Source organism: Acinetobacter sp. Q85-2, from assembly GCF_013420555.1.
Taxonomy (GTDB): domain Bacteria; phylum Pseudomonadota; class Gammaproteobacteria; order Pseudomonadales; family Moraxellaceae; genus Acinetobacter; species Acinetobacter indicus.
Map to the genome: position 1 here is coordinate 45,657 of NZ_VOXW01000009.1, position 23,300 is coordinate 68,956.

Annotated in this window: 17 protein-coding genes, 2 tRNA genes and 1 pseudogene; 11 read left to right on the top strand and 9 right to left on the bottom strand. The window is 46.8% G+C overall.

Features of this window, described 5'->3' with window-relative positions:
- Nucleotides 1-162 precede the first annotated feature (162 nt).
- The gene (ompR, locus tag FTT68_RS06820; protein ID WP_005180561.1) at nt 163-927 is read right to left on the bottom strand and encodes a two-component system response regulator OmpR; all 765 of its coding nucleotides are present in this window, start codon (nt 925-927) and stop codon (nt 163-165) included.
- Between the two features lie 335 nt (nt 928-1,262).
- Here ompR and FTT68_RS06825 point away from each other — a divergent pair, with 335 nt between their 5' ends.
- Together FTT68_RS06825 and FTT68_RS06830 are read left to right on the top strand one after the other, a co-directional pair.
- Nucleotides 1,263-3,599, top strand: a complete 2,337-nt coding sequence (locus FTT68_RS06825; protein WP_180175244.1) for a Tex family protein — start codon at nt 1,263-1,265, stop codon at nt 3,597-3,599.
- A gap of 86 nt (nt 3,600-3,685) precedes the next feature.
- Nucleotides 3,686-5,665: a DUF2075 domain-containing protein gene (locus FTT68_RS06830; RefSeq protein WP_180057347.1), complete on the top strand. Its 1,980-nt coding sequence runs from the start codon at nt 3,686-3,688 to the stop codon at nt 5,663-5,665.
- Nucleotides 5,666-5,699: 34 nt separating this feature from the next.
- On the opposite strand, the gene FTT68_RS06835 is transcribed toward FTT68_RS06830, so the two are convergent.
- From FTT68_RS06835 to FTT68_RS06845, 3 genes are all read right to left on the bottom strand, one after another.
- Complete coding sequence (locus FTT68_RS06835) at nt 5,700-6,011, bottom strand: hypothetical protein (RefSeq protein ID WP_104483908.1); 312 nt, start codon at nt 6,009-6,011, stop codon at nt 5,700-5,702.
- 82 nt (nt 6,012-6,093) lie between these two features.
- On the bottom strand, nt 6,094-6,981 hold the full coding sequence (locus tag FTT68_RS06840; RefSeq protein WP_005180554.1) for an SDR family NAD(P)-dependent oxidoreductase: 888 nt from the start codon (nt 6,979-6,981) through the stop codon (nt 6,094-6,096).
- Nucleotides 6,982-7,289: 308 nt separating this feature from the next.
- The gene (locus tag FTT68_RS06845; RefSeq protein ID WP_005180552.1) at nt 7,290-8,567 is read right to left on the bottom strand and encodes an O-acetylhomoserine aminocarboxypropyltransferase/cysteine synthase family protein; all 1,278 of its coding nucleotides are present in this window, start codon (nt 8,565-8,567) and stop codon (nt 7,290-7,292) included.
- 316 nt (nt 8,568-8,883) lie between these two features.
- On the opposite strand from FTT68_RS06845, the gene ettA reads away from it, so the two are divergent.
- The gene (ettA, locus tag FTT68_RS06850; RefSeq protein WP_005180550.1) at nt 8,884-10,545 is read left to right on the top strand and encodes an energy-dependent translational throttle protein EttA; all 1,662 of its coding nucleotides are present in this window, start codon (nt 8,884-8,886) and stop codon (nt 10,543-10,545) included.
- A gap of 255 nt (nt 10,546-10,800) precedes the next feature.
- On the opposite strand, the gene FTT68_RS06855 is transcribed toward ettA, so the two are convergent.
- From FTT68_RS06855 to FTT68_RS06875, 5 genes are all read right to left on the bottom strand, one after another.
- A complete protein-coding gene (locus tag FTT68_RS06855) occupies nt 10,801-11,142 on the bottom strand; it encodes a hypothetical protein (RefSeq protein WP_180057349.1) in 342 nt (113 codons plus the stop codon).
- A 150-nt stretch (nt 11,143-11,292) separates the two neighbouring features.
- A tRNA-Glu gene (locus FTT68_RS06860) sits at nt 11,293-11,368 on the bottom strand.
- 28 nt (nt 11,369-11,396) lie between these two features.
- Nucleotides 11,397-11,472 (bottom strand) — tRNA-Ala (locus tag FTT68_RS06865).
- Nucleotides 11,473-11,529: 57 nt separating this feature from the next.
- Nucleotides 11,530-13,038: a glutamate--tRNA ligase gene (gene gltX, locus FTT68_RS06870; RefSeq protein ID WP_104500009.1), complete on the bottom strand. Its 1,509-nt coding sequence runs from the start codon at nt 13,036-13,038 to the stop codon at nt 11,530-11,532.
- A gap of 151 nt (nt 13,039-13,189) precedes the next feature.
- A complete protein-coding gene (locus FTT68_RS06875; protein ID WP_005180544.1) occupies nt 13,190-13,501 on the bottom strand; it encodes a hypothetical protein in 312 nt (103 codons plus the stop codon).
- A 568-nt stretch (nt 13,502-14,069) separates the two neighbouring features.
- On the opposite strand from FTT68_RS06875, the gene FTT68_RS06880 reads away from it, so the two are divergent.
- The 8 genes and pseudogenes from FTT68_RS06880 to FTT68_RS06915 all read left to right on the top strand — a co-directional run bounded on the left by FTT68_RS06880 (nt 14,070) and on the right by FTT68_RS06915 (nt 23,282).
- Nucleotides 14,070-15,089, top strand: a complete 1,020-nt coding sequence (locus FTT68_RS06880) for a sulfate ABC transporter substrate-binding protein (protein ID WP_005180543.1) — start codon at nt 14,070-14,072, stop codon at nt 15,087-15,089.
- 186 nt (nt 15,090-15,275) lie between these two features.
- Nucleotides 15,276-16,187: a 16S rRNA (cytosine(1402)-N(4))-methyltransferase RsmH gene (gene rsmH / locus FTT68_RS06885; RefSeq protein WP_005180541.1), complete on the top strand. Its 912-nt coding sequence runs from the start codon at nt 15,276-15,278 to the stop codon at nt 16,185-16,187.
- An 11-nt stretch (nt 16,188-16,198) separates the two neighbouring features.
- Nucleotides 16,199-16,531, top strand: coding sequence for a cell division protein FtsL (gene ftsL / locus FTT68_RS06890; protein WP_005180539.1), 333 nt, complete (start codon nt 16,199-16,201; stop codon nt 16,529-16,531).
- A 12-nt stretch (nt 16,532-16,543) separates the two neighbouring features.
- Nucleotides 16,544-18,375 (top strand): annotated as a pseudogene (gene ftsI, locus FTT68_RS06895) (penicillin-binding protein PBP3).
- 3 nt (nt 18,376-18,378) lie between these two features.
- Nucleotides 18,379-19,872: a UDP-N-acetylmuramoyl-L-alanyl-D-glutamate--2,6-diaminopimelate ligase gene (locus FTT68_RS06900; RefSeq protein ID WP_180175245.1), complete on the top strand. Its 1,494-nt coding sequence runs from the start codon at nt 18,379-18,381 to the stop codon at nt 19,870-19,872.
- Between the two features lie 12 nt (nt 19,873-19,884).
- Nucleotides 19,885-21,294, top strand: coding sequence for a UDP-N-acetylmuramoyl-tripeptide--D-alanyl-D-alanine ligase (gene murF, locus FTT68_RS06905; RefSeq protein ID WP_168395903.1), 1,410 nt, complete (start codon nt 19,885-19,887; stop codon nt 21,292-21,294).
- Nucleotides 21,295-22,413 (top strand): phospho-N-acetylmuramoyl-pentapeptide-transferase, encoded by a 1,119-nt coding sequence (gene mraY / locus FTT68_RS06910; protein WP_005180530.1) that lies wholly within the window; start codon nt 21,295-21,297, stop codon nt 22,411-22,413.
- Nucleotides 22,414-22,478: 65 nt separating this feature from the next.
- Entirely contained in the window at nt 22,479-23,282 is an 804-nt protein-coding gene (locus FTT68_RS06915; protein ID WP_168383681.1) for a putative RNA methyltransferase, read from the top strand.
- Nucleotides 23,283-23,300: the final 18 nt, after the last annotated feature.

The window sequence follows — 23,300 nt, forward strand, 5'->3', positions numbered from 1 at the left end:
GTTTCTGCGAAATATTGGTTGAAATGACGGAATTTGCCGAGTTTTGCGGATGACAATGGTTTTGCTTACTTTTGCCGAAACAAAAGTAAGGCGAACCGCAGGTTGTATCCCATCAGTGGGGAATAGACCGTAAGACTCCGTCATAGATTCGATGAGTGAGCTTTATTCCGCACCATCTGGAACAAAGACATAACCCACACCCCACACCGTTTGAATATAACGCGCACGTGCCGGGTTTTCTTCAATCAGGCGACGTAAACGAGACACTTGCACATCAATCGAACGTTCCATTGCACCCCATTCACGGCCACGCGCCAGATTCATCAGCTTGTCGCGGGTCAGCGGTTCACGAGGATGTTGTACCAGCGCTTTTAACACTGCGAACTCACCTGTAGTTAAAGTCACGACTTGACCTTCACGGGTCAGGGTACGGGTCGAAAGATCTAGCGCCCACGGTCCAAAGCTGACCACTTCCATCTGCTGGCTTGGTGCGCCTGGGACTTCACGTACCTGACGGCGTAATACGGCACGAATACGCGCTAACAGTTCGTTCGGGTTAAACGGTTTTGGCAGATAGTCATCGGCACCTGCTTCAAGGCCGGCAATACGGTCTGAGTCGCTGCCGCGTGCGGTCAGCATGATAATTGGCGTATCAATGCTGGACTGGCGTAAACGGCGGCAAATGCTCAGGCCATCTTCAACCGGCAGCATGAAATCGAGCACGATCAGGGAAAACAGCTCGCGTTGTAACAGGCGATCCATTTGCGTAGCATCATGGGCAGTTTTGACCACGAAACCTTTATCTTCCAGAAAACGCTGTAACAGCGTACGCAAACGCACATCATCATCGACAACGAGAATGCGTTCAACGCGGTCAGTTTCGGTATGTACGGCATCTGTATTTTCAGCAGGTACAACTAAACTCATGATGTGCTCCTTTATTCTTTATTGTGGTCGTATGCAAAGCTTTCACTGACTTTGAGTATACGATTCATCTGTATGCCTTGACTATGCTCTAAAGCAACAAATATTGCAGTTAAAATCAAGACATAGATACCAAATATATACATCTATGATAGAAGATAAATCCCACAATTTGGGGAAGAAAAGGCCCTGAAATGATGAATTTACCGCAAAAATGTGAAATATCTGCGAATTGGCAAGAATCGCCATCTGTAAATTTCATAAAACAATTGTGGATTTTATGGGCCTGGTCTTTATAATCATGCCATTTAGTACTTATCCTTGTGGGATCAAACACGATGACTGACTTAGTTCAGCAGTTGGCAAAAGAACTTGCCGTACGTCCAAATCAGGTAGAAGCTGCCATCAAACTCATTGATGAAGGTGCCAGTGTTCCTTTTATTGCACGTTACCGTAAAGAAGTAACGCAGGGCTTAGACGATACGCAACTTCGCCAGCTCGATACACGTTTAGCGTATTTGCGTGATTTGTTTGAACGCCGTGAAAAAGTGATTGAATCACTAAAAGAACAAAATAAATTATCTGATGATTTATTGGCACGTGTGAATGCGGCTGAAACTAAAAATGCCTTAGAAGAAATTTACGCGCCGTACCGTCCAAAACGTACCAGCAAATCTTTTAAAGCCAAAGAAGCCGGCTTGGGTCCAATCGCAGAGAAAATCTTTGCAGAAGCGATTGATCCAGTAGAAGCGCTTGCAGGCTTTAGCCATGAAGATTATCCAGACCTGGAAAGCCAGCTCGATGCCATTCAGCACATTTTAATTGATGACTGGGCGCAAAATATTGCACTCACCACCGAACTGAAAGCAACCTTTGCCAAAACCGCTGTGCTGAAAAGTCTGGTGGCCAGTGATGAGAAAAAAGAAGTTGGTAAAAAATTCCGTGATTACTTCGATTTCTCTGAAAGCCTGAACAAAGTACCATCGCACCGTTTGCTGGCCATGCTGCGCGGCCGTCAGGAAAACGTGCTGGGCTTAAAAGTTGATGGTGAAGATGAAGCACCACTGGCACGTATTGAAACCGAATACAATTTAGATGCCGTGCAGCCACAAGCGCGTCAGGACTATTTAAAGCAGACCGCAAAACTGTTCTGGCTGGGTAAAGTTCGCCCGACCATTGAGCATTCCTTACTGACTGAAAAACGTCTGGCGGCTGAAGCAGAAGCAATGCAGGTGTTTGCTGAAAATCTCCGTCATCTGCTGCTGTCTGCACCTGCTGGCGCACGTACGACGCTGGGCGTTGACCCGGGCATCCGTACCGGTGTGAAACTGGCGGTAGTGAATGAATCAGGCGATGTATTGGCGCACAGCACTATTTATCCATTTGCACCAAAAGATGATAAAGCCGGTTCATTAACGGAACTGGCGCGTCTTTGCCGTGAATTTAACGTCGATTTAATCGCGATTGGTAACGGTACCGCAAGCCGTGAAACTGAAGCGTTAGTGGCTGAAATGATGGCCGCGAATTCTGACCTGAAACTGACCCGTGTATCAGTGTCTGAAGCAGGTGCTTCGGTTTATTCAGCTTCTGAACTGGCTTCACAAGAACTTCCAGAACTGGATGTGTCGATTCGCGGTGCAGTATCCATTGCCCGTCGTTTACAAGATCCATTGGCAGAGCTGGTGAAAATTGATCCGAAATCAATTGGTGTGGGTCAGTATCAGCACGATGTGAACCAGACTGGTTTGGCCAAAACCCTGGAAGCGGTGGTGGAAGACTGTGTGAACTCGGTAGGTGTGGATGTGAATACGGCATCTGCAGCAATTCTGGGTTATATCGCTGGTCTGAACAAATCAATTGCCCAGCAAATCGTGGACTTCCGTAAGGAAAATGGCCGTTTTGATAATCGTCAGGCCCTGAAAAAAGTGCCACGTTTAGGTGAGCGTACTTTTGAACAGGCGGCAGGTTTCTTGCGTATTCAAAATGGTTCTGAGCCTTTAGATGCCTCTGCGGTGCACCCGGAATCGTATGCGCTGGTGTCTAAAATTGTCGAAGCCAAAGCGACCACAGTCAAAGATATTATTGGCAATACTGAAATTATCCGTCAGGTCAATGCAGAAGAATTTGTAGATGACCAGTTTGGTTTACCAACCATTCAGGACGTGCTGAGCGAACTTGAAAAGCCGGGCCGTGACCCGCGTCCGGAATTCCGTACCGCTAAATTCCGTGATGATATTACTGAAGTATCACAATTGTCTGAAGGCATGCAGCTAGAAGGTGTGGTCACCAATGTCACCAACTTCGGTGCCTTTGTGGATGTCGGTGTACATCAGGACGGTTTAGTCCATATTTCTGAACTGGCCAATGAATTCGTGTCTGATCCGCATAAAGTGGTGAAACCGGGTCAAATTGTTCAGGTGCGTGTTTTAACGGTAGATGTTGAGCGTAACCGTGTGAACCTGTCGATGCGTCCGGAAGGTGCTGCTGCAGCGAAAGCGCCACGTCAGCCACGCCGTGACCAAAATGAACAGCGTACTGAACGTAAGCCGCAGGGTAAACGTCCGCAACAGGCGCGTCCGCAGGGTGATCGTCCTCAGGGCAAAAAGCCGCAAGACAATAAGATTGGTGGTTTAGGTGCATTGTTATTGCAAGCCGGGATTAAAGGTTCGAAGTAATCTTTAGCTTTGAAAAAACCTCCCAATTGGGAGGTTTTTTATTTTGATTTTCAGTATATTGATTAAAAAATCATTGAAATTGAAAGATGTTAAAAAGCTATTATCAAAATGAATTTAAAAAATTTGTCGCCACAACAGAAGAAGCGATTTTAGGTCATTTAGCCCATCATCATCAGTTTGCATTAGATGAATTGCAGAAAAATGCTTGGTTAAAACAAATTCAACTACTCAAACAGCAGCTGCTCCAGTTTGAGGCTGGGCAAATCTTTTTTGAATTTAGTATTCCGCGTATGGGGAAGCGCGTAGATAACATTCTTATTATTCATGACTTAATTTTTGTGGTGGAGTTTAAAGTGGGGGAGCGGCAATTTACTCCCCAAGCTAAAACACAGGTTATTGATTATGGTTTGGACTTATTAAACTTTCATGCCGGGAGTCATCATCAAAGCATCGTCCCGGTATTGGTTGCTACACATGCTCAGGCTGTTGAGCAAAATTGGTCAGCCATACGCGAGCTAAATGATGTGCTGTGTTGTAATGCAGAGAATTTGGCTGAGGTTTTGGGACAAGCTGTAGAGAATTTTTCTGAAACTACGGATTTTGATCTGGAGACTTGGATCAATTCAAGTTATAAGCCTACGCCGACCATTATTGAAGCAGCTCAAGCGCTCTATCAAGGACATCGGGTTGAAGATATTTCGCGAAGTGATGCAGGGGCGATGAATTTAGAAATTACTTCTCGGCGCATTAAATATATTATTGAGCAGTCTAAGAACAATAAAAAGAAAGCCATCTGTTTCTTAACTGGTGTTCCGGGTGCAGGGAAAACTTTAGCGGGCTTAAATATTGCCAATCAGCGTTTAAAGGCAGATGAGTCAGAACATTCTGTATTTTTGTCCGGAAATGGTCCGCTGGTAGAAGTGTTACAAGAAGCCTTAATTCGAGATATGGTGCAGAGTAGCAAGCAAAATCATCAAACCATTAAACGTACCGATGCCGCACGTCGTGCTAAAACCTTTATTCAAAATATTCATCATTTTCGTGATCACTATTTGCGGTCAACAGAAGTGCCTGTTGAAAAAGTGGTGATTTTTGATGAAGCACAACGCGCTTGGCAAAAAGAGCAAGTCTCCAATTTTATGAAACAAAAGAAGGGGATTGAAAATTTTGCAATGTCTGAGCCTGAATTTCTCATTGATGTGATGGATCGGCATCAAGATTGGTGTGTGATTGTCTGTTTAATTGGGGGGGGACAAGAAATTAATACCGGTGAGGCTGGTGTTTCGGAATGGGTGGCCGCACTGCAACATTCATTTCAGGATTGGACCGTTTATTATTCTGATCAAATTCTACAGCAGCATGTTTATCTTGAGTCGAATGAGCAAATTGCCTGGTTAAAAGCACATGGTCAACATGAGCCAAACTTACATCTGGCGACTTCTGTTCGCTCATTTAGAAGTGAACGTGTCTCGCATTTAGTTCATGCCGTATTGGCTAATCAACCTGCATTGGCAAAGCAAATTTATCAGCAGATTCAACAGAATTATCCTATTGTGTTGTGTCGAGACTTAAAGCAAGCTAAACAATGGTTAAAAGGAAAAGCCAAGGGCTCTGAGCGTTATGGCATTGTGGCCAGCTCGGGTGGACGACGTTTAAAAGCAGAAGGTTTAGACGTTAAAAATAAAATCAATCCATCTGATTGGTTTTTAAATACAGCCCAAGATGTACGTTCTGCTTATTATTTAGAAGATGTGGCTACTGAGTTTGATATACAAGGCTTGGAAATCGACTATAGCTGTGTGGCTTGGGATATAAACTTTTATTTTGATCAACAATGGTGTTATCAGAGTTTTAGAGGAAGTCGCTGGCAACGTATACGCCATGAGGCCAATAAAAAATATTTACTTAATGCCTATCGTGTTTTATTAACACGTGCGCGTCAGGGAATGGTGTTATATATACCGCGTGTCGATGGTCAAGATTGGACACGACCAGTCAAAGATTATGATGCAACGTATGAATTTCTTTTAAGTTGTGGATTTGAGGAGCTGACGGCCATAGAGTAATGCATCAGCCCTCTTATTGTATGCGGGCTATGGTTTAAATCATCGGCACAATCCAGCTACATAAAATCAGCATAATGCCCAAATGCCCCAGCTTGCGGGTAAAACTCACCAGTGGCGTAGGCGGCTGTTCCAGCTGTTTGGCATATTCCTGCAAACTCAGCTTATTGGCAGCTTTACTGGAAAATAAAAACACACCTAAATCAATACAGATCAGAATCGTGCCCACATCGGCAATCAATTCCATCAGCTCATAATCCTGATGATATAGCGCCATCGCCACCTGATAGCCCAGAAACAGGGCAAAGGCAAAACACCCATATTGCAGAATAAGGGAAAAGGTCCGCATAGTCTTACTTTAACTGTTCAAAATGAGGGGTTTTATAACATAAAAAGACCTGTCATTAGACAGGTCTTTAAAAAGGATTATTTTACCAGTGTTCACCCGGGAACAAACGGGCATACGCTTTTTGTACCCAGTTCAGCTTTTGTGGCTGACCCACCGAAGCCGATGAACTTGGGAACAGGTTATAACCAATCGACATCAGCTTGTTGTTAATATCCGGTGCAATCGCATAAGTAATTGAAGCCAAACGGCCTAAATGTGTGGCAATTTTCTTCGGACGTTTCACAATGGCATAGCAGATTAAATCGGCCGCCTGTTCCGGTGAAAGGGTAGGAACATATTTATACATTTTGGTGGGTGCGATCATTGGAGTACGCACCAGTGGCATATAAATGGAGGTAATTGCAATATTGTGTGAATGTACTTCGGCCGATAGACAGCGGCTAAAAGCATCCAATGCGGCTTTAGAGGCAACATAAGCCGAGAAACGGGTCGCATTGGCCAATACGCCAATCGAGCTGATGTTAATAATCTGGCCGCTACGACGTACCATCATTTGTGGCAGAATATTCATCACCAGACGCACGGCACCAAAATAATTCAGCTGCATGGTGCGTTCAAAATCGTGGAAACGGTCTAAAGATTCATGCACGGCACGACGGATTGAACGTCCGGCATTGTTAACTAAAATATCAATATGATCGACAGACGCTAAAATATCTTTTGAAGTCTGGTCAATGGCTTCCCAATCATTTAAATCACACGGGAAAATAGATGCTTTGCCGCCTTTGGCTTCAATCTCTGCTTTGACCTGCTCCAGGGTTTCCTGGGTACGTGCCACCAGCAGCACATGCGCTCCCGCCTCTGCCAGACGATAAGCGGTGGTCAGTCCGATACCACTGGATGCACCGGTAATCAGTACGGTTTTTCCATTTACTTTTTTCTTGAAAAGTTTCTCTAGTTTTGCCTTCACACTCGTATCCCTGCTTGATTAAAAGATCAGACTCAATGGTCTTTGTTATTTGAATTTTTGCGCCCAATCTTATTGGTTCGGGCTGTTATGATGGGCATTATAATAACCGAAGTTTAAAAAAAAGCTATAAAATAAGTGCTTGAAATTGAAAGTTATTTTAGAGTAATTGCTCTAATGGGGTGTTTTGGTGGATTGGTAAATTCTGCTTAAAATTTTTCGACAAAGCAAGTCCTTGTTTCTATGTTTAAAAAGCAAAAAGTCTGCCATTGCAGCGCAAAAGCAGACCGTTTGTCGTGAAATTGCAATAATTAGACGCTAGCCAGTGCCTGCTCCAGATCAGCAATCAAATCATCAATATGTTCAATGCCAATCGACAGGCGCACCATATCTTCACTTACCCCCGCCGCTTTCAGCTCTTCATCATTTAATTGTCGATGCGTTGTTGTAGCCGGGTGGCAGGCCAGACTCTTGGCATCGCCAATATTGACTAAACGGGTAAACAGTTGCAGCGCATCAATAAAGCGGGTGCCGCCTTCACGGCCATCTTGCACACCAAAGGATAGAATCGCAGACGGTTTGCCTTTAACATATTTTTGCGCCAGCGCATGTTGTGGATGATCTTTTAAACCGGCGTAATTGACCCATTTCACTTTAGGGTGCTGCTGCAAATATTCCGCCACTTTTTGGGCATTTTCGGTATGACGTTCCATGCGCAGGCTTAAGGTTTCCAGTCCTTGTAGAATCAGGAAAACATTATGTGGGCTAATCGCTGCACCGGTATTGCGTAGTGGCACCACGCGGGCGCGGGCAATAAAGGCCGCTTCGCCCAAGGCTTCGACATAATTCACCCCGTGATAGCTTGGGTCAGGGGTATTTAGAGATTTAAAACGTTCAGGATATTTACCCCACGGGAATTTACCGCTATCGACAATAATTCCACCAATCGAAGTGCCATGACCGCCAATATATTTGGTCAGCGAATGCACCACAATATCGGCACCAAAATCAAAGGATTTTTGCAGCACCGGTGTGGCCACCGTGTTATCCACCACCACCGGAATGCCATATTCATGCGCAATTTGGGAGATGGCTTCTAAATCAATAATATTGCCGAGCGGATTACCAATGGATTCCACAAAAACCAGTTTGGTTTTGTCATCAATTAGTTCGCGTAAGGCTTCCGGGTTCTGATAATCAAAGAAACGGACTTCGACGCCCTGTTTGGGCAACGTATGTGCGAACAGGTTGTAGGTACCGCCATACAGGGTTGAAACCGATGCAATATTATCGCCGGCTTCGGCCAGGGTCTGAATGGTATAGGTAATTGCAGCCATCCCCGAGGCCAGTGCCAGCGCACCAATCCCACCTTCGAGCGCTGCCACGCGTTGTTCCAGCACTGCCGTGGTCGGGTTCATGATACGGGTATAAATATTGCCTTGTACTTTTAAATCGAACAGATCGGCACCGTGCTGGGTATTGTCAAAGGCATAAGAGGTGGTCTGGTAAATGGGTACTGCCACAGCTTTGGTGGTCGGTTCAGGGGTGTAGCCAGCATGAATGGCCAAAGTTTCAGCTTTATACGTCATTTTTCGTTCATCTTGCGTGAGTTATATTTTGATCAAGTGTAGCAGGTCTATTTATGAAATAAAGAGGGAAATATCTGCAATAATTATCTTTAAATTTCATAAAGACACCCTCATTTTAAAATTTCAAAGGCGGATAAGGCTGCAATGTATACCTGAATTTTGGACACTTTAAAGAGTTGTAACAAAGCGTGGAAGATGAGGCCGATCCCTTATCTTTTTCTGGCTTTCAGGTATAATAGCCGATTATTTTTTCGCTCATTTGAGTAGGGGTGGCGGTTTTGCCCCCGAAATTGGTTTTTCTATTGAGGAGTCCTACGTGGCCCAATATATTTATACGATGAACCGAGTGTCGAAGATGGTTCCGCCGAAGCGCGAAATCTTAAAAGACATCTCTTTATCATTTTTCCCAGGCGCAAAAATTGGTGTGCTTGGTCTAAACGGTGCAGGTAAATCGACCTTGCTTCGTATTATGGCGGGCGTAGATAAAGATTTCTCTGGTGAAGCACGTGCACAGCCAGGAATTAAAATCGGCTACCTTGAGCAAGAACCACCGCTCGATCCAACCAAAGACGTTCGTGGTAACGTGGAAGATGGCGTACGTGAAGCCCTTGATGCATTAGCGCGTCTGGACGAAGTATTCGCTGAATATGCAGCTGAAGATGCAGACTTTGATGCGCTTGCAAAAGAGCAGGAAAAGCTGGAAGCCATTATTCAGACTTGGGATGCGCACAACCTGAATAACCAGCTGGAGCAAGCCGCAGCGGCATTAAACCTGCCAGCATGGGATGCAGATGTGACTAAGCTTTCAGGTGGTGAGCGCCGTCGTGTGGCACTGTGCCGTTTGCTATTGTCTAAACCAGACATGCTGCTGCTGGACGAACCGACGAACCATTTAGATGCATCATCTGTTGCATGGTTAGAACGTTTCCTGAAAGACTTCCCGGGCACCATCGTGGCGATTACCCACGACCGTTACTTCCTTGATAACGTTGCCGAGTGGATTCTGGAGCTTGACCGCGGACATGGTATTCCATATCAAGGCAACTATTCGTCTTGGTTAGAGCAAAAGAACGCGCGTTTAGAGCAAGAGCAGAAGCAGGAAGAATCTTTTGCGAAGGCATTGAAAAAAGAACTTGAATGGGTTCGTTCAAATGCTAAAGGTCAGCAAAAGAAAAACAAAGCGCGTATGGAGCGTTTTGAAGAGCTGAACTCACGCGAATTCCAGCAGCGTAACGAAACTTCTGAAATCTACATTCCACCTGGTCCACGTTTGGGTAACAAGGTGGTTGAGGTTGAAGGCATCAGCAAGTCATTTGGTGATCGTACCCTGTATAAAGATTTAACCTTCACTGTACCACCTGCAGCAATTGTCGGTATTGTGGGTGAGAACGGTGCAGGTAAAACCACACTGTTTCGTATGATGACTGGTGAAGAGCAGCCAGATACCGGTACGGTAACACTGGGTGAATCGGTTAAAGTCGCTTACGTGGGTCAGATTCGTGACACGCTAGATGACAACAAAACCGTGTGGGAAGAAGTGTCTGGCGGTTTAGACATCTTACGTATTGGTGAATACGAAATTGCGTCACGTGCTTATATTGGTCGCTTTAACTTTAAAGGCCAAGATCAGCAAAAACGTGTTGGTCAATTGTCAGGTGGTGAGCGTAACCGTTTACAACTGGCAAAAATCCTGCAAATGGGCGCTAACGTCATCCTGCTCGATGAACCGTCAAACGACCTGGACATCGAAACTTTACGTGCGCTTGAAGATGCAATTCTGGTCTTCCCGGGTACCGTGATGGTGATCTCGCATGACCGTTGGTTCCTGGACCGTATTGCAACGCACATCTTGTCATTCGAAGGTGAAACCCCTGAATTCTTCACTGGTAACTATGCGGAGTTCGAAGAATACCGTCGTAAACGTGATGGTGATGACCTGATTACCAAGCGTCAGAAATATCGCAAAATTGGTGGTTAATCCCATCTAAATAAAAAACCAGCCTTCGGGCTGGTTTTTTTATGTAGTTTGAATAGAGAGCTATAAAGAGATGGGTATTATCCTGGTCGCGCTATATAGATATAGAAGGAAGGCGTGTAGCGATCGCAGGAAGTGTGCAATACTTTTAGCACTTCATTGAAGGAGATGATTTTTTACCTTTTTATAATCATGGGCTGGCGTTGGGAGCTATCCTGATCAACGCCAGATGCAGCTTTTTTAAGTCAATGAGAAAAATCAGATTTCCCACTCATGGTTGCACTCGCGGCATTTCCATTTCTTCTGGTTTTGCATAAAAGCCTGCATTGAAATTTTAAAATCTGGCAAATCACGATAGAACATGAAGCCGGCAATTAAACAGATCACAAAGACAATTACGGTTGTTGTTTGTAGGGTAGTGCCCGCACCATCCCCAAAAATCCACATGGCAATACTAATCAGCACCAGCAGCAATAAAATAAAAATGGCTGGAATCAGAAATACCAGGCTTTTTGGCACCACCGGACGTGGAGCTGCTTGGCCTGCTTGCGCAACAGGCATGATTTTCGGGCTTTGACACTTCGGGCAACGGTATTGCATTACAACTCCAAAATTCTAATCTGTGGTTTATTTTAATCGGAATACATCAGAAAGCAAAAAAGCACAGCAAAATAAAACAACAGGCAATAAAAAACCCAAGTCATAATGCTTGGGTTTTTTATCAGATCACTTTAAAAGTGAGCTTAAATATGGCGTCCCTACGGGGATTCGAACCCCGGTTACCGCCGTGAAAGGGCGATGTCCTAGGCCTCTAGACGATAGGGACTTATTGAGGCAACACAATTATGAAACCATGGTGGAGCCAAGCGGGATCGAACCGCTGACCTCTACAATGCCATTGTAGCGCTCTACCAACTGAGCTATGGCCCCAGTCTGTGTGAGCGCTATATTATGAAGATAATGCTCACACGTCAACAAAAAACTGCATTAACTTGCATCAACTGCATCATTTTTCGGCAATTTTAAGCTTTCATTGAGTTTTTCCCAAGCTTTTAGCTCTTTTTTGCTTGGTCCGCCCACAATTTCCAGCGCATGGCGCAGACGGGCAAAAGTTAAATCCGGACCAATAGTGACCATGGTCTGCATCACTGGCGTAGAGGCAGTTGAACCGGCAATGGCAATAAAGAATGCCGGCATAAAGTCGCGCAGTTTAATTTCCATTTGTGCGGCCAGGTCCATTAAGGTCTGGCTCACGGTGTCATTGTTCCAGGTGAACAGACTTTCCAGACGCCAGATGGCAAACTGCAAGCTTTGACGAACCTGTTCTTCAGACAGTTTTTTACTTTCAAACTGTTCTTTTGAAAGTGTCGGGAAATGGTTGAAGTAGTGCGCAGACCAGTTCACGGCTTCAGATAATAAGTTGATACGTGGCTGAATCGCGGCAGCAATTTCTTCCAGTTTGGCACGATCAGCTTTCCAGGCTAACAAGGTATCCAGCAGTTCAGCCGGAGAAAGGGCTTTAATCCACTGACCGTTGAGCCAGTTCAGTTTTTCCACATCAAAGATTGGACCGCCCAAAGACACACGGTTGATGTCAAAGTGTTCAATCATTTCCGCCAGGGTGAATTTTTCACGCTCGTCTGGCATTGACCAGCCCATGCGGCCCAGATAGTTCAGCAAGGCTTCTGGCAGTACACCGATGTCTTTATAGTAGTTGATTGAAGTCGGGTTCTTGCGTTTTGACAGTTTGGATTTGTCCGGGTTACGCAGCAGCGGCATGTGGCACAGTACTGGCATGTCCCAGCCAAAGTATTGATACAGCAACTGATGTTTTGGTGCCGATGGAATCCATTCTTCACCACGAATGACATGGGTAATTTGCATTAAATGGTCATCGACCACGTTGGCTAAATGATAGGTTGGCAGGCCATCAGTTTTCAGCAGAATCTGCATGTCGACTTGCGCCCAAGGAATTTCCACTTCACCGCGCAGCATGTCGTTAAATTTGCAGATGCCTTCGGTTGGAATTTTCATGCGGATTACGTGCGGTTCGCCTGCCGCCAGACGACGCTGAACTTCTTCGGCAGAAAGCTGTAAACCGCGACCGTCATAACGTGGAGATTCGCCACGTGCTTGCTGTTCAGCACGCATCTGGTCCAGTTCTTCTGCAGTCGCGAAGCAGTAGAAGGCATGACCTTTTTCAACCAGTTCCAGCGCATACTGTTTATAGATGTCCATACGCTCCGATTGACGGTATGGCGCATGTGGGCCACCCACGTCTGGACCTTCTGACCAGTTCAGGCCTAACCAGCGCAAAGAATCAAGAATCATTTGTTCAGATTCAGGGGTCGAGCGCAGCTGGTCGGTATCTTCAATACGCAAAATAAACTCGCCGCCATGCTGTTTGGCAAAGCACAGGTTAAACAAGGCAATATATGCAGTGCCTACATGCGGAAAACCGGTAGGAGAAGGAGCAATACGGGTACGAACAGTCATAATCAGTAATGAGTCAGAATGTAAATTGGAATCTATTATAACGAAAAAGCCTGATCACTTAATGCTTTATTCTGCATTCGATGATCAGGCTGCAACAGCACGCGGCTTGAGGGGGAGTCAGTCGCGCGCAGGTTCAGTTCAATCCGGTCAATTAAGACTGGTTCGAGCTGAAGAAGGATTGTACAAAACGGCTAAAACGCTGGTTTTGTGAAGCAAAGAAATTCTGGGTTGGCGCTGCTTTAATTGACGTCATCATTTTCAGGTCATTATCGGCTTGCAGCTTGTCTGTTTTGGTGGTGCCTAACTGTTCTTTTTGCTGCAACAGGGCTTTTTCAATGAGGGAAGGTTTTGCTGGCGTCATTTTCACCGCAGTATGGGTATTTTTAACCACTGCCGTATGGCTGGTTTGCGCCATCAGGCCCAATCCTAAACTTAAACACAGTACATAGACTGACTGTTTCATCCTGATACTCCCCCAAACTGGTTTTGGATTTAATTTTTTTACGTTGTGGCTACTATATAACCACAGATAAAATGTAAAAAGTAAGAACTGCATCACACTTTTTACAAAAATATAAAAAATGTCAGGCTGCTGGTTACTTCTATTCACATTTCGCTGTTGAGTACATGTTTTAGCAAATAACTGTGAAGAGAAAGTGAAGATCAGCAACAAAACTTATCTTATATCATATTTTTTTATATATAATTATGCAAGTTTCGCATTTTATTGATATGTAACTGGGTGTTTTGGTGAATGGATCAAGTGCGGGCTATCTCATCTTAATCTTGCTTTAAATCAGCACGGTTTGCCAAGCGTCTGAAAGCCGGGTTTATTCATATTTTTGAATATCTATTCCATAAAAAGCTATAACCTGATTTTGGCCCATCTTATGCTGCTTTTTAAAAGAAAAACAAATGATTAAAAGAAAAAATTGCCCATCTTAAAACGAAAGTAAAAATTTTTCTGAATTGCGATTTATGATTTTATTTCATATAGTTAGCATTAATGTAGATAACCTATTTGTGCTGTCATGAAATCTCAAATTAAAGCTTTATTTTCAGCGGCTTTGCTGGCAACCGGCCTTGCGGCAACAGTCAATTCTGCCCAGGCAGCAGATCGTCAATTTTTAAACGTGTCTTATGATGCGACACGCGAATTCTATGATGAATTTAATGCCTCATTTGGTGATTACTGGAAAAAACGCACCGGTTTAAGCGTGAATTTCAAGCAGTCCCATGGCGGTTCAGGCAAACAGGCGCGTTCAGTGGTCGATGGCCTGAAAGGTGATGTGGTGACTTTGGCACTGGCCAACGATATTGAAGAAATCGTCAGATCGGGTCAAATCCAGCCGGGTTGGCAAAAAGAGTTCCCGCATAACTCGGCACCATATACCTCAACCATCGTATTTATGGTGCGTAAGGGCAATCCAAAGCACATCAAAGACTGGACCGATTTAACCAAACCGGGCGTACAGATTATTACCCCAAACCCGAAAACCGGTGGTCTGCCACGTTGGGTATACCTGTCTGCATGGGGCTATGCATTGAAACAGCCTGGCGGCAATGAAGCCAAAGCCAAAGATTTTGTCAGCAAGATGTATCACAACGTTAAAGTGATGGACTCTGCAGCACGTGCCTCAATGACCACTTTCGCAGAACGCGGCATTGGTGATGTACTGCTGACCTGGGAAAACGAAGCGCTGGTGACCCTGAAAACACTGGGTAAAGACAAGTTTGATATTGTTTATCCATCGATGTCGATTTTAACCGAGCCTTCAGTGGCAATTGTTGACCGTACCGTAGAGCGCAATGGCAACAAGTGGCTGGCAACCGGTTATATCAACTATTTATATTCACCGCTGGGACAGGAAATGGCAGCCAAACATTTCTATCGTCCACGCAATGAAAAGGTACTGGCCAAGTATGCGCATCAGTTCCCGAAACTGAAAACCTTCACCATTGATGAAGTATTTGGTGGCTGGGCCAAAGCGCAGCAAACCCACTTTGCGAACGGCGCCATCTTCGACCAGATTTATAGCAGCAAACGTTAATTGTCTGCATACTGGTTAAAAAATAAATTCAAACAGCCTCCTTGTGAGGCTTTTTGAATATTTGGCAAAATCACAAAACGGTTTTCTCTATGAAAAGTAATATTTCTGTACAAAAAGTCGTTTGGAGCTTTGTCAAAACAAGGTAATAATGTGCAGTTAAATTTTGGCTGTATTGATTGAATCCTTATGTCGCATATTTCTGTATTACTCCACGAAACTGTTGATGCCTTGCTGGCAGAACGCAATACAGGAATTTATGTCGATGGCACCTTTGGCCGCGGCGGGCATACCCGTTTATTGCTGTCCAAATTAGATGAACATGCGCGTGTGTATGCCTTTGATAAAGACCCACAAGCCTTAGCGGTTGCAGCAGAACTGGAACAGCAAGATCCGCGGTTTAAAATTATTCATGCCAGCTTTGCCGATTTAAAGCAGGAACTGGCCGCACGCGGTATTGAACAGGTCGATGGCGTGATGGCTGACCTGGGCGTATCATCTCCGCAGCTGGATCAGGCTGAACGCGGTTTTAGCTTTATGCAGGATGGCCCGCTGGATATGCGTATGGACAACTCGCAGGGGGAAACCGCGGCTGAGTGGTTGCTACAGATTGAAGAAGAAGCCCTGGCCAATATTATTTTTAAATATGGCGAAGAACGTTATAGCCGCCGTATAGCTAAAGCCATTAAAAACGCCGGTTTGATTGAAACCACCGGCCAGCTGGCCGAAATTGTAAAAACTGCCCATCCAAAATGGGAAAAGCATAAACATCCGGCAACGCGAACATTTCAGGCCATTCGTATTGCTATTAATAAAGAATTAGAAGATATTGATATTTTCTTGCCTCAGGCCGTGGAAGTGCTGAAGCCTGAAGGCCGTCTGGCGGTCATTAGCTTCCACTCTTTAGAGGACCGTTTGATTAAACAGTTTATTCAAAAAGAATCAAGCTTGGCAGAAGATACCGGTTGGGGGCTGCCGCAAGTACAACAAGATACCCGCCGTTTAAAAAAGATTGCTCGTATCCGTGCGAGTGAAGAGGAAGTCAAAGCCAATCCGCGTTCACGCAGTGCGTGGCTGCGTGTGGCTGAAAAGTTAGCTTGAACAGGCGAAGAATGAAAACCAAAGCAGTTGAAAACAATACAGAACAGTCACGACTGAAAAAAATGGTCGTCTATTTGATTTTGTTGGCCCTGGTGTTTATCAGTGCGCTCATGGTGGTCTTTCAGGTGTTTGAATATCGACATGATTATCGTCAGCTCAGTTCTTTTATGCGTGAGCGCGATGATCTCAATGCCGAGTGGGGCCGTCTGCTGATTGAACAGCAGACCTTTGGTGCCACCGCCCAGATCGGGACACGTGCCGTAACCCAGTTACGCATGTATTCACCACCCACCGCACAAACTGTGGTGATTTCATTGCCGACGACTTCAGAACAGAAACAATAGGGCTGGCTGTACATGGTAAATTCGCGTAAGAAGCAAACAGGTAAAAAACAGCAGTCTGTTACCCAAAAAAGCAGTTTAAATGTCGATATGTGGCGCTTCTACCTGATGTGGGGAACGGTGCTGCTGGTCTTTGTGGCGCTGGTCTGCCGGGCCTTTTATGTGCAGATTATCAATCATGATTTTCTGCAGAATAAGGCCAATGCCAATATTCTAAGAACTGAAAAACTCAAAGCCATGCGCGGCGTGATTTACGACCGGCATGGCGTGCCTTTGGCGATTAGTACCCCCATCATGAAAGTGGTGATTGATCCGCGTGATTATTTTGAGGCCAAAGAGCTGTATGACGACACCATGGCCGAGCTGGCCAAAGACCCGAATAACCGCAAACTCAAGCGTCAACTGCCCAATAAAAACCTGAATCTGGATGAACTGGCCGATGCGGTGGGCATGGACCGTCAGGAATTGCATCAGAAAATGCATGAGCGTCCGCGTTCGCGTTATCTGGTGCTGCAAAAAGAAGTACCGCCACAGCAGGCGGAGCTGATCCTGAAGCGCAACTTCCAGGGTGTCTATACCGAGAAAAACTATAAGCGTTATTATCCGCAGCCACAGCCGAATGCCCAGATTATTGGCCTGACCAATAGTGAAGGCACCGGGATTGAAGGTCTGGAAATGCAGCTGAACAGCCGTCTGGCTGGGGTCGATGGCGAACAGCAAATTATCCGTGATAAACGTGGTAACCGGGTTAAAGATCCGGAAGTGATTAAAGAAGTCGAGCACGGTGAAAATATCACTTTAAGTATCGACTCGCGCCTGCAATACATCATGTATCGTGAACTGACCGCTGCCGGCGTGGCCAATAATGCCCGTTCTGCCACAGCCATTGCAGTCGATGTGAAAACCGGTGAAATTCTAGCCATGACCAGCTGGCCATCGTATAACCCGAATGACAAAAAGGGCCTGGAGAACAAAGATGCCATGCGTAACCGCGGGGCAGTCGATTCCTTTGAGCCGGGCTCGACCATGAAGCCATTTACCGTGGCCATGGCGCTGGAAAGTGGTAAATATTCGGCCAATACTGTGGTCAATTTAGGGGGTGGTTCGATGCGTGTTGGTAACCATACCATCCGTGATACCCGCAATTATGGCAATTTGACCCTGGCTGGCATTATCCAGAAATCGTCTAACGTCGGCGTGGCGAAAATTGCCCTGTCTTTGCCCTATCCAACCTTGCCCACCTTCTATAAACGCTTGGGCTTTGGCCAGCGTTCGGCTGTGAAATTCCCGGGTGAAAGTGCCGGCCTGATTTTACCGCCAAGCAAGTGGAATGTCTCTGAAGTGGCAACCATGTCCTATGGTTATGGTCTGAATGCGACCGTGCTGCAACTGGTCGATGCCTATGCCATGATTGCCAATCAGGGCAAAAAACTGCCGCTGAGTCTGTATAAGTTGGAAGGCGAAGTGCAGGGCGAGCAGATTCTTGACCCGAAAATTGCCGAGCAGGTTCTGCTGATGATGGAAGCGGTGACTTTACCGGGCGGTACGGCGCGTCAGGCCAATATTCCGGGTTATCGTGTTGCCGGTAAAACCGGTACCGCACATAAATTGCGTGCCGACCGCAAAGGCTATTCGCAAAATGAATACCGCGCCCTGTTTGCCGGAATTGCACCGGTCAGTGACCCGCGTCTGGCCATGTTTGTGGTGGTAGAAAACCCGACCGGTCAATACTATGGCGGTCTGGTCGCTGCGCCAGTGTTTGCACGGGTGATGCAGGAATCCTTACGTTTAATGAATGTACCTTTAGATAAACCTTTAGATACAGCACAAATCCAGTAAATAGGTGATGAATGTCCATTACATTTCAAGATCTTTACACCGTTGAGCATGTTGCTGGATGGATGTCACAACCCTTTGCCGGCTTCAGTTTAGACAGCCGCAAAGTTACAGCAGGGCAAATTTTTATTGCCCTGACCAGTTTTTCGCAGCCTGAAAAAACCGTCCAGTTTGCCGAAGCGGCGTTGGCGCGTGGCGCATTGGCCATTATTGCAGAAACCGATTTGGGCCTGCCGAATCAGCTGATCGTACCGGAGGTGCGGCACTTAATGGGGCAGTGGCAAAAACAGTATCTGCATGCCACGCAGCCGGTGCAGGCCACACGTATTCTGGCGGTTACCGGCACCAATGGCAAAACCACCATTGCCCGTCTGATGGCAGAACTGCTGATGCTGCAGCGCAAGCCATGTGCGGTGATGGGCACCACCGGTAATGGCATTTTGCCGAATCTGGAAGCTTCTTCGCATACCACGCTGGATGCTTTACAGCTCCAGCAGGCCCTGCACAGCTATGCCCAGCAAGGCGCTGAATTTGCGGCAATTGAAGCCAGCTCACACGGATTGGAGCAAGGCCGTTTAAATGGCTGTGCGATTGAAATTGCCGTGTACAGCAACTTAAGCCGTGACCATCTGGATTATCACGGTACGCTGGAGGCTTATGCTGAAGCCAAAGCCGCGTTGTTCCGTTTTGCGTCTTTAAAAGTAGCCGTTATCAATCTGGATGATGCCTTTGCGGAAGTTATGCTGACCGCCGCGCGTCAGAATCCGGCACAACCGAAAATCCTGACTTATTCCACCACGCAGGCGGCGGATTATCAGGTGCAGAATATTGAATACAGTCTGGCTGGCGCGCAGTTTGAACTGATCAGCGCCCAGAAGCGTTATCGTGTACACAGTCCGTTACTGGGCCATTTTAATGTGGAAAATCTGGTCGCCAGCCTTATTGCCGTTGAGCAGGCCGGATTTGACTTATCGGATTTAATTGCCAGCGCGCCACAGCTGCAAGGTGCACCGGGACGGATGCAGGTGATTCGTGATGGCGAACGTCTGTTTGTGGTCGATTATGCGCATACGCCAGATGCTTTGAAACAGGCGTTAATTACCCTGAAACGGCATGTATCGCAGCAGCTCTGGGCTGTCTTTGGTTGTGGTGGCGATCGTGACCGCGGCAAACGTCCGTTAATGACCCAGGCCGCGCTAGAGCAGGCTGATATCGCCTTGCTCACTTCGGACAATCCGCGGACTGAATCACCCGACCAGATTTTTGCTGACATGCAGCAGGGCATTGATTTTAGCGGCCACAGCTATCATGAAATCCGTGATCGTCGTGAAGCAATCAAGTTTGCGGTGAAGCAGGCCCAGCCGGGCGATATTGTGGTGATTGCCGGTAAAGGTCACGAAAATTATCAGGAAATTGATGGGGTGCGACACTGGTTTGATGATGTCATTGAAGTTCAGGCTGCAATTGATGCCCAGCATCATGCTACCAGCTCTGCCTATCCCGCCTAATCAGGAATTTTTATGCATACTTCAACCACCAGTACTGCGGTCCTAACGCCGTGGAGCGCAGCGCAGTTACAACAGGCTACCCAGGGTTATTGGCTGAATGGTCGTACGCCAAGCACTGAAATTAAACGTATTTTAACCGACTCCCGTCATGCCGAAGCCGGCGATGCTTTTCTAGCACTGAAAGGTGAGCGTTTTGATGCCCACGATTTTGTGGCACAGGTGGCAGCCAGCGGCTGTCAGGTGGCGCTTGTCAGCCAGCCGGTCGATGCCGATATTTTTCAGTTGGTGGTGCCGGATACCCGCTTGGCACTGGGTCATTTGGGTGCTTATCGTCGTGCTCAATATCCCGATCTGAAAGTAATTGCCTTGACCGGTAGCAGCGGTAAGACCACCACCAAGGAAATGCTGGGCAGTATTTTATCGCGTCTGGCGCCGACCTTAATTACCCGCGGTAACCTGAATAATGATTTAGGCGTACCGATGATGTTGCTGGAGCTGCGTCCGGAACATCAATATGCGGTGATGGAGCTTGGGGCCAGCCATCAGGGTGAAATTGATTATACCTCACAGCTGGTACAGCCGCAGGTAGCCGGGATCATTAATATCGGCACCGCACATCTGGGCGAGTTTGGTGGTCGTGAGGGTATTTGCCGGGCCAAATCTGAAATTTATGCGCATATTGTGGCAGATGGATGTTCGATTGTACCGGCCGCAGATGACTTTGTTGACACAATCCGTCAGGCGGTTCGCACTGAACAGTGCCTCAGCTTTGGTAACGGCGGGGATGTGTTTGCCACCGATATCGAGCTCCAGCCACAAGCGGCCCGTTTCCAGTTGCATACGCCGCAAGGCGTGCGTGCAGTCGATTTACCGTTTGCTGGTGAACATAATATCCAGAATGCTACAGCCGCAGCGGCGTTTGCGCTGGCGATTGGCATTGGTCTGGATGATATTGTTGTCGGACTGGAACAGGCCCAAGGTGCCAAGGGTCGTCTGAATTTTATTCAGCACGGTGCGCATCTCTTGATTGATGATACCTATAATGCCAACCCGACCTCAATGCGGGCGGCCGGTGAAGTGCTGGCGCAGCAGGAGGGGATTCGGGTCATGGTCATCGGTGATATTGGCGAGCTGGGTGCATCGGCGGCAATTGAGCATTATAAGCTCGGCCGCGATCTGGTGTCGCTCAAAGGCCTGAACTTTGTGGTGGCGGTGGGCGAGTTTGCTCCGGCCAGCCAGGAAGGGGCACGCAGTACCCAATACGGCAAAAAACTCCAGGCCTTTTTGAATCAGGAACAGGCCTTGCCATTTTTAATTAGTCTAGTCGAAACACATCAACCTCAGTCCATGAGTTTCCTGTTCAAAGGTTCTCGTTATACCCATATGGAAACGTTGATGACTGCATTGATGGAGAAACTTTAAATGCTGTTATGGTTGTTTGAACAGCTTGCGGGCTATCACAGCTCGTTTCAGGTGGTTCGTTATTTAACATTACGTTCATTGCTGAGTGTCCTGACAGCGCTCGGGATTGGTCTTTTGCTTGGACCTGTGATGATTCGTAAGTTACAGGCATTAAAATACGGTCAGGCAGTCAGCTCGTTTGCGCCAGAAGGGCATGCGAAAAAAATGGGTACCCCGACCATGGGCGGTGTGCTGATTTTACTGTCGATTGGGATTTCGACCCTGCTCTGGGCCGATCTTTCCAACCCCTATGTCTGGATTGTGCTGGCGGTTATGGTGATCTTCGGTGCGGTTGGCTGGGCCGATGACTGGATTAAAATCCGCTATAAAGACAATGCCGGACTACCGGCACGCAAGAAGTTCTTCTGGACTTCGGTGGCCTCTTTGGGCGCAGGTATTGCGCTGTACTATATTGCCACACAGCAGCCGAACCCGGCGCAAACCGCCGATATGCTGGATGTCTTAATTCCGTTCTTTAAAGATTTCAGCATTCCGTTATCCATGATTCCACTGGGTATTGGCTTTATTATTTTCACCTATCTGGTGATTAATGGTGCTTCCAATGCGGTGAACCTGACTGATGGTCTGGATGGTCTGGCGATCATGCCAATTGTACTGGTTGCGGCCGGTTTAGGTGTATTTGCCTATCTGGCCGGTGATGTGCGCTTTGCCGATTATCTGCATATTCCTTATGTCAAATACGCCTCTGAACTGGTGGTGATCTGTGCCGCCATGATTGGTGCCGGTCTGGCCTTCCTCTGGTACAACGCGCATCCGGCGCAAGTCTTTATGGGTGATGTCGGCGCTTTATCGTTAGGTGCGATGCTCGGCACAATTGCGGTGATGGTGCGTCAGGAAATCGTTTTTGCGATTATGGGTGGGGTGTTTGTGGTTGAGGCGATTTCGGTCTTCCTGCAAATTGGCTCACTGCGGATGCGCAATAAACGCGTGTTCTTAATGGCGCCGCTGCATCATCACTATGAAAAGAAAGGCTGGCGTGAAACCCAGGTGGTGATTCGTTTCTGGATTATTACAATTATGCTGGTGGTTTTAGGCTTAATGACCTTAAAATTGCGCTAAGCAAATTGAACTGAAAAGTCGGCGCTTGCCGGCTTTTTTTATGGCAGCAAGCTTGGGAGAAAAACATGAACCTGCTGATGTGTCCTGTCTGTCGTCAGCCCTTAAGCCTGACCGACCGAACATGGCGCTGTGACAACAAGCACAGTTATGATGTGGCCAAACAGGGCTATGTCAATTTGCATGTGGTGCAACATAAGCACAGTAAAAATCCGGGCGATACTCCGGAGTCTGTACAGGCGCGCCGGGCATTTTTAAGTGCAGGACACTATGCGCCGCTGCAGCAGGCGGTGGTGCAGAAAATTCGCAGCCTGCGTATTGAAAACCTGCTTGATATTGGCTGTGGGGAAGGCTATTACACCAACGCCATGGAGGCTGAAGTGCTGCAATGTGTGGGCGTCGACATTGCCAAAAATGCAGTACAGGTGGCGGCCAAGCTGAATAAAGGCGTGACCTGGGTGGTTGGAACCGGTGCGACTTTGCCGGTTTTGGATAAATCAATTGATCTGTGTACCAGTCTATTTAGCCCGATTCCAAAAGCGGAAATTCTGCGGGTGTTGAAACCGGAAGCTTATCTGATGGTGGTAACCCCGGGACCGCAGCATCTGTTTGCGATGCGCGAAACCTTGTTTGAAGAAGTTAAAGCGCATGAGCCGCAGAAGTTTGTGGAACAGCTAAAAGATGCGTTTGAGTTGGTCAGTGAAGATGTGGTTGATGCAGCAATGTGCTTAAATCAGAGCGATTTAAAACATCTGATTGCGATGACGCCATATGCCTATAAGGCCAAACCGGAACGCCGTCAGGCGCTGGAGCAGCAGGATCAGTTCCCGCTGAATGCGCAATACCAGATATATCTGTTTCAGAAAAAGTAAGTCCTAAAAAAGCCCTCA

Excerpts from the sequence above, each read along its gene's own strand:
- ompR (WP_005180561.1), bottom strand. The coding sequence starts at position 927 with ATGAGTTTAGTTGTACCTGCTGAAAATACAGATGCCGTACATACCGAA.
- FTT68_RS06825 (WP_180175244.1), top strand. The coding sequence starts at position 1,263 with ATGACTGACTTAGTTCAGCAGTTGGCAAAAGAACTTGCCGTACGTCCA.
- FTT68_RS06830 (WP_180057347.1), top strand. The coding sequence starts at position 3,686 with ATGTTAAAAAGCTATTATCAAAATGAATTTAAAAAATTTGTCGCCACA.
- FTT68_RS06835 (WP_104483908.1), bottom strand. The coding sequence starts at position 6,011 with ATGCGGACCTTTTCCCTTATTCTGCAATATGGGTGTTTTGCCTTTGCC.
- FTT68_RS06845 (WP_005180552.1), bottom strand. The coding sequence starts at position 8,567 with ATGACGTATAAAGCTGAAACTTTGGCCATTCATGCTGGCTACACCCCT.
- FTT68_RS06855 (WP_180057349.1), bottom strand. The coding sequence starts at position 11,142 with ATGCAATACCGTTGCCCGAAGTGTCAAAGCCCGAAAATCATGCCTGTT.
- gltX (WP_104500009.1), bottom strand. The coding sequence starts at position 13,038 with ATGACTGTTCGTACCCGTATTGCTCCTTCTCCTACCGGTTTTCCGCAT.
- FTT68_RS06875 (WP_005180544.1), bottom strand. The coding sequence starts at position 13,501 with ATGAAACAGTCAGTCTATGTACTGTGTTTAAGTTTAGGATTGGGCCTG.
- FTT68_RS06880 (WP_005180543.1), top strand. The coding sequence starts at position 14,070 with ATGAAATCTCAAATTAAAGCTTTATTTTCAGCGGCTTTGCTGGCAACC.
- rsmH (WP_005180541.1), top strand. The coding sequence starts at position 15,276 with ATGTCGCATATTTCTGTATTACTCCACGAAACTGTTGATGCCTTGCTG.
- ftsL (WP_005180539.1), top strand. The coding sequence starts at position 16,199 with ATGAAAACCAAAGCAGTTGAAAACAATACAGAACAGTCACGACTGAAA.
- FTT68_RS06900 (WP_180175245.1), top strand. The coding sequence starts at position 18,379 with ATGTCCATTACATTTCAAGATCTTTACACCGTTGAGCATGTTGCTGGA.
- murF (WP_168395903.1), top strand. The coding sequence starts at position 19,885 with ATGCATACTTCAACCACCAGTACTGCGGTCCTAACGCCGTGGAGCGCA.
- mraY (WP_005180530.1), top strand. The coding sequence starts at position 21,295 with ATGCTGTTATGGTTGTTTGAACAGCTTGCGGGCTATCACAGCTCGTTT.
- FTT68_RS06915 (WP_168383681.1), top strand. The coding sequence starts at position 22,479 with ATGAACCTGCTGATGTGTCCTGTCTGTCGTCAGCCCTTAAGCCTGACC.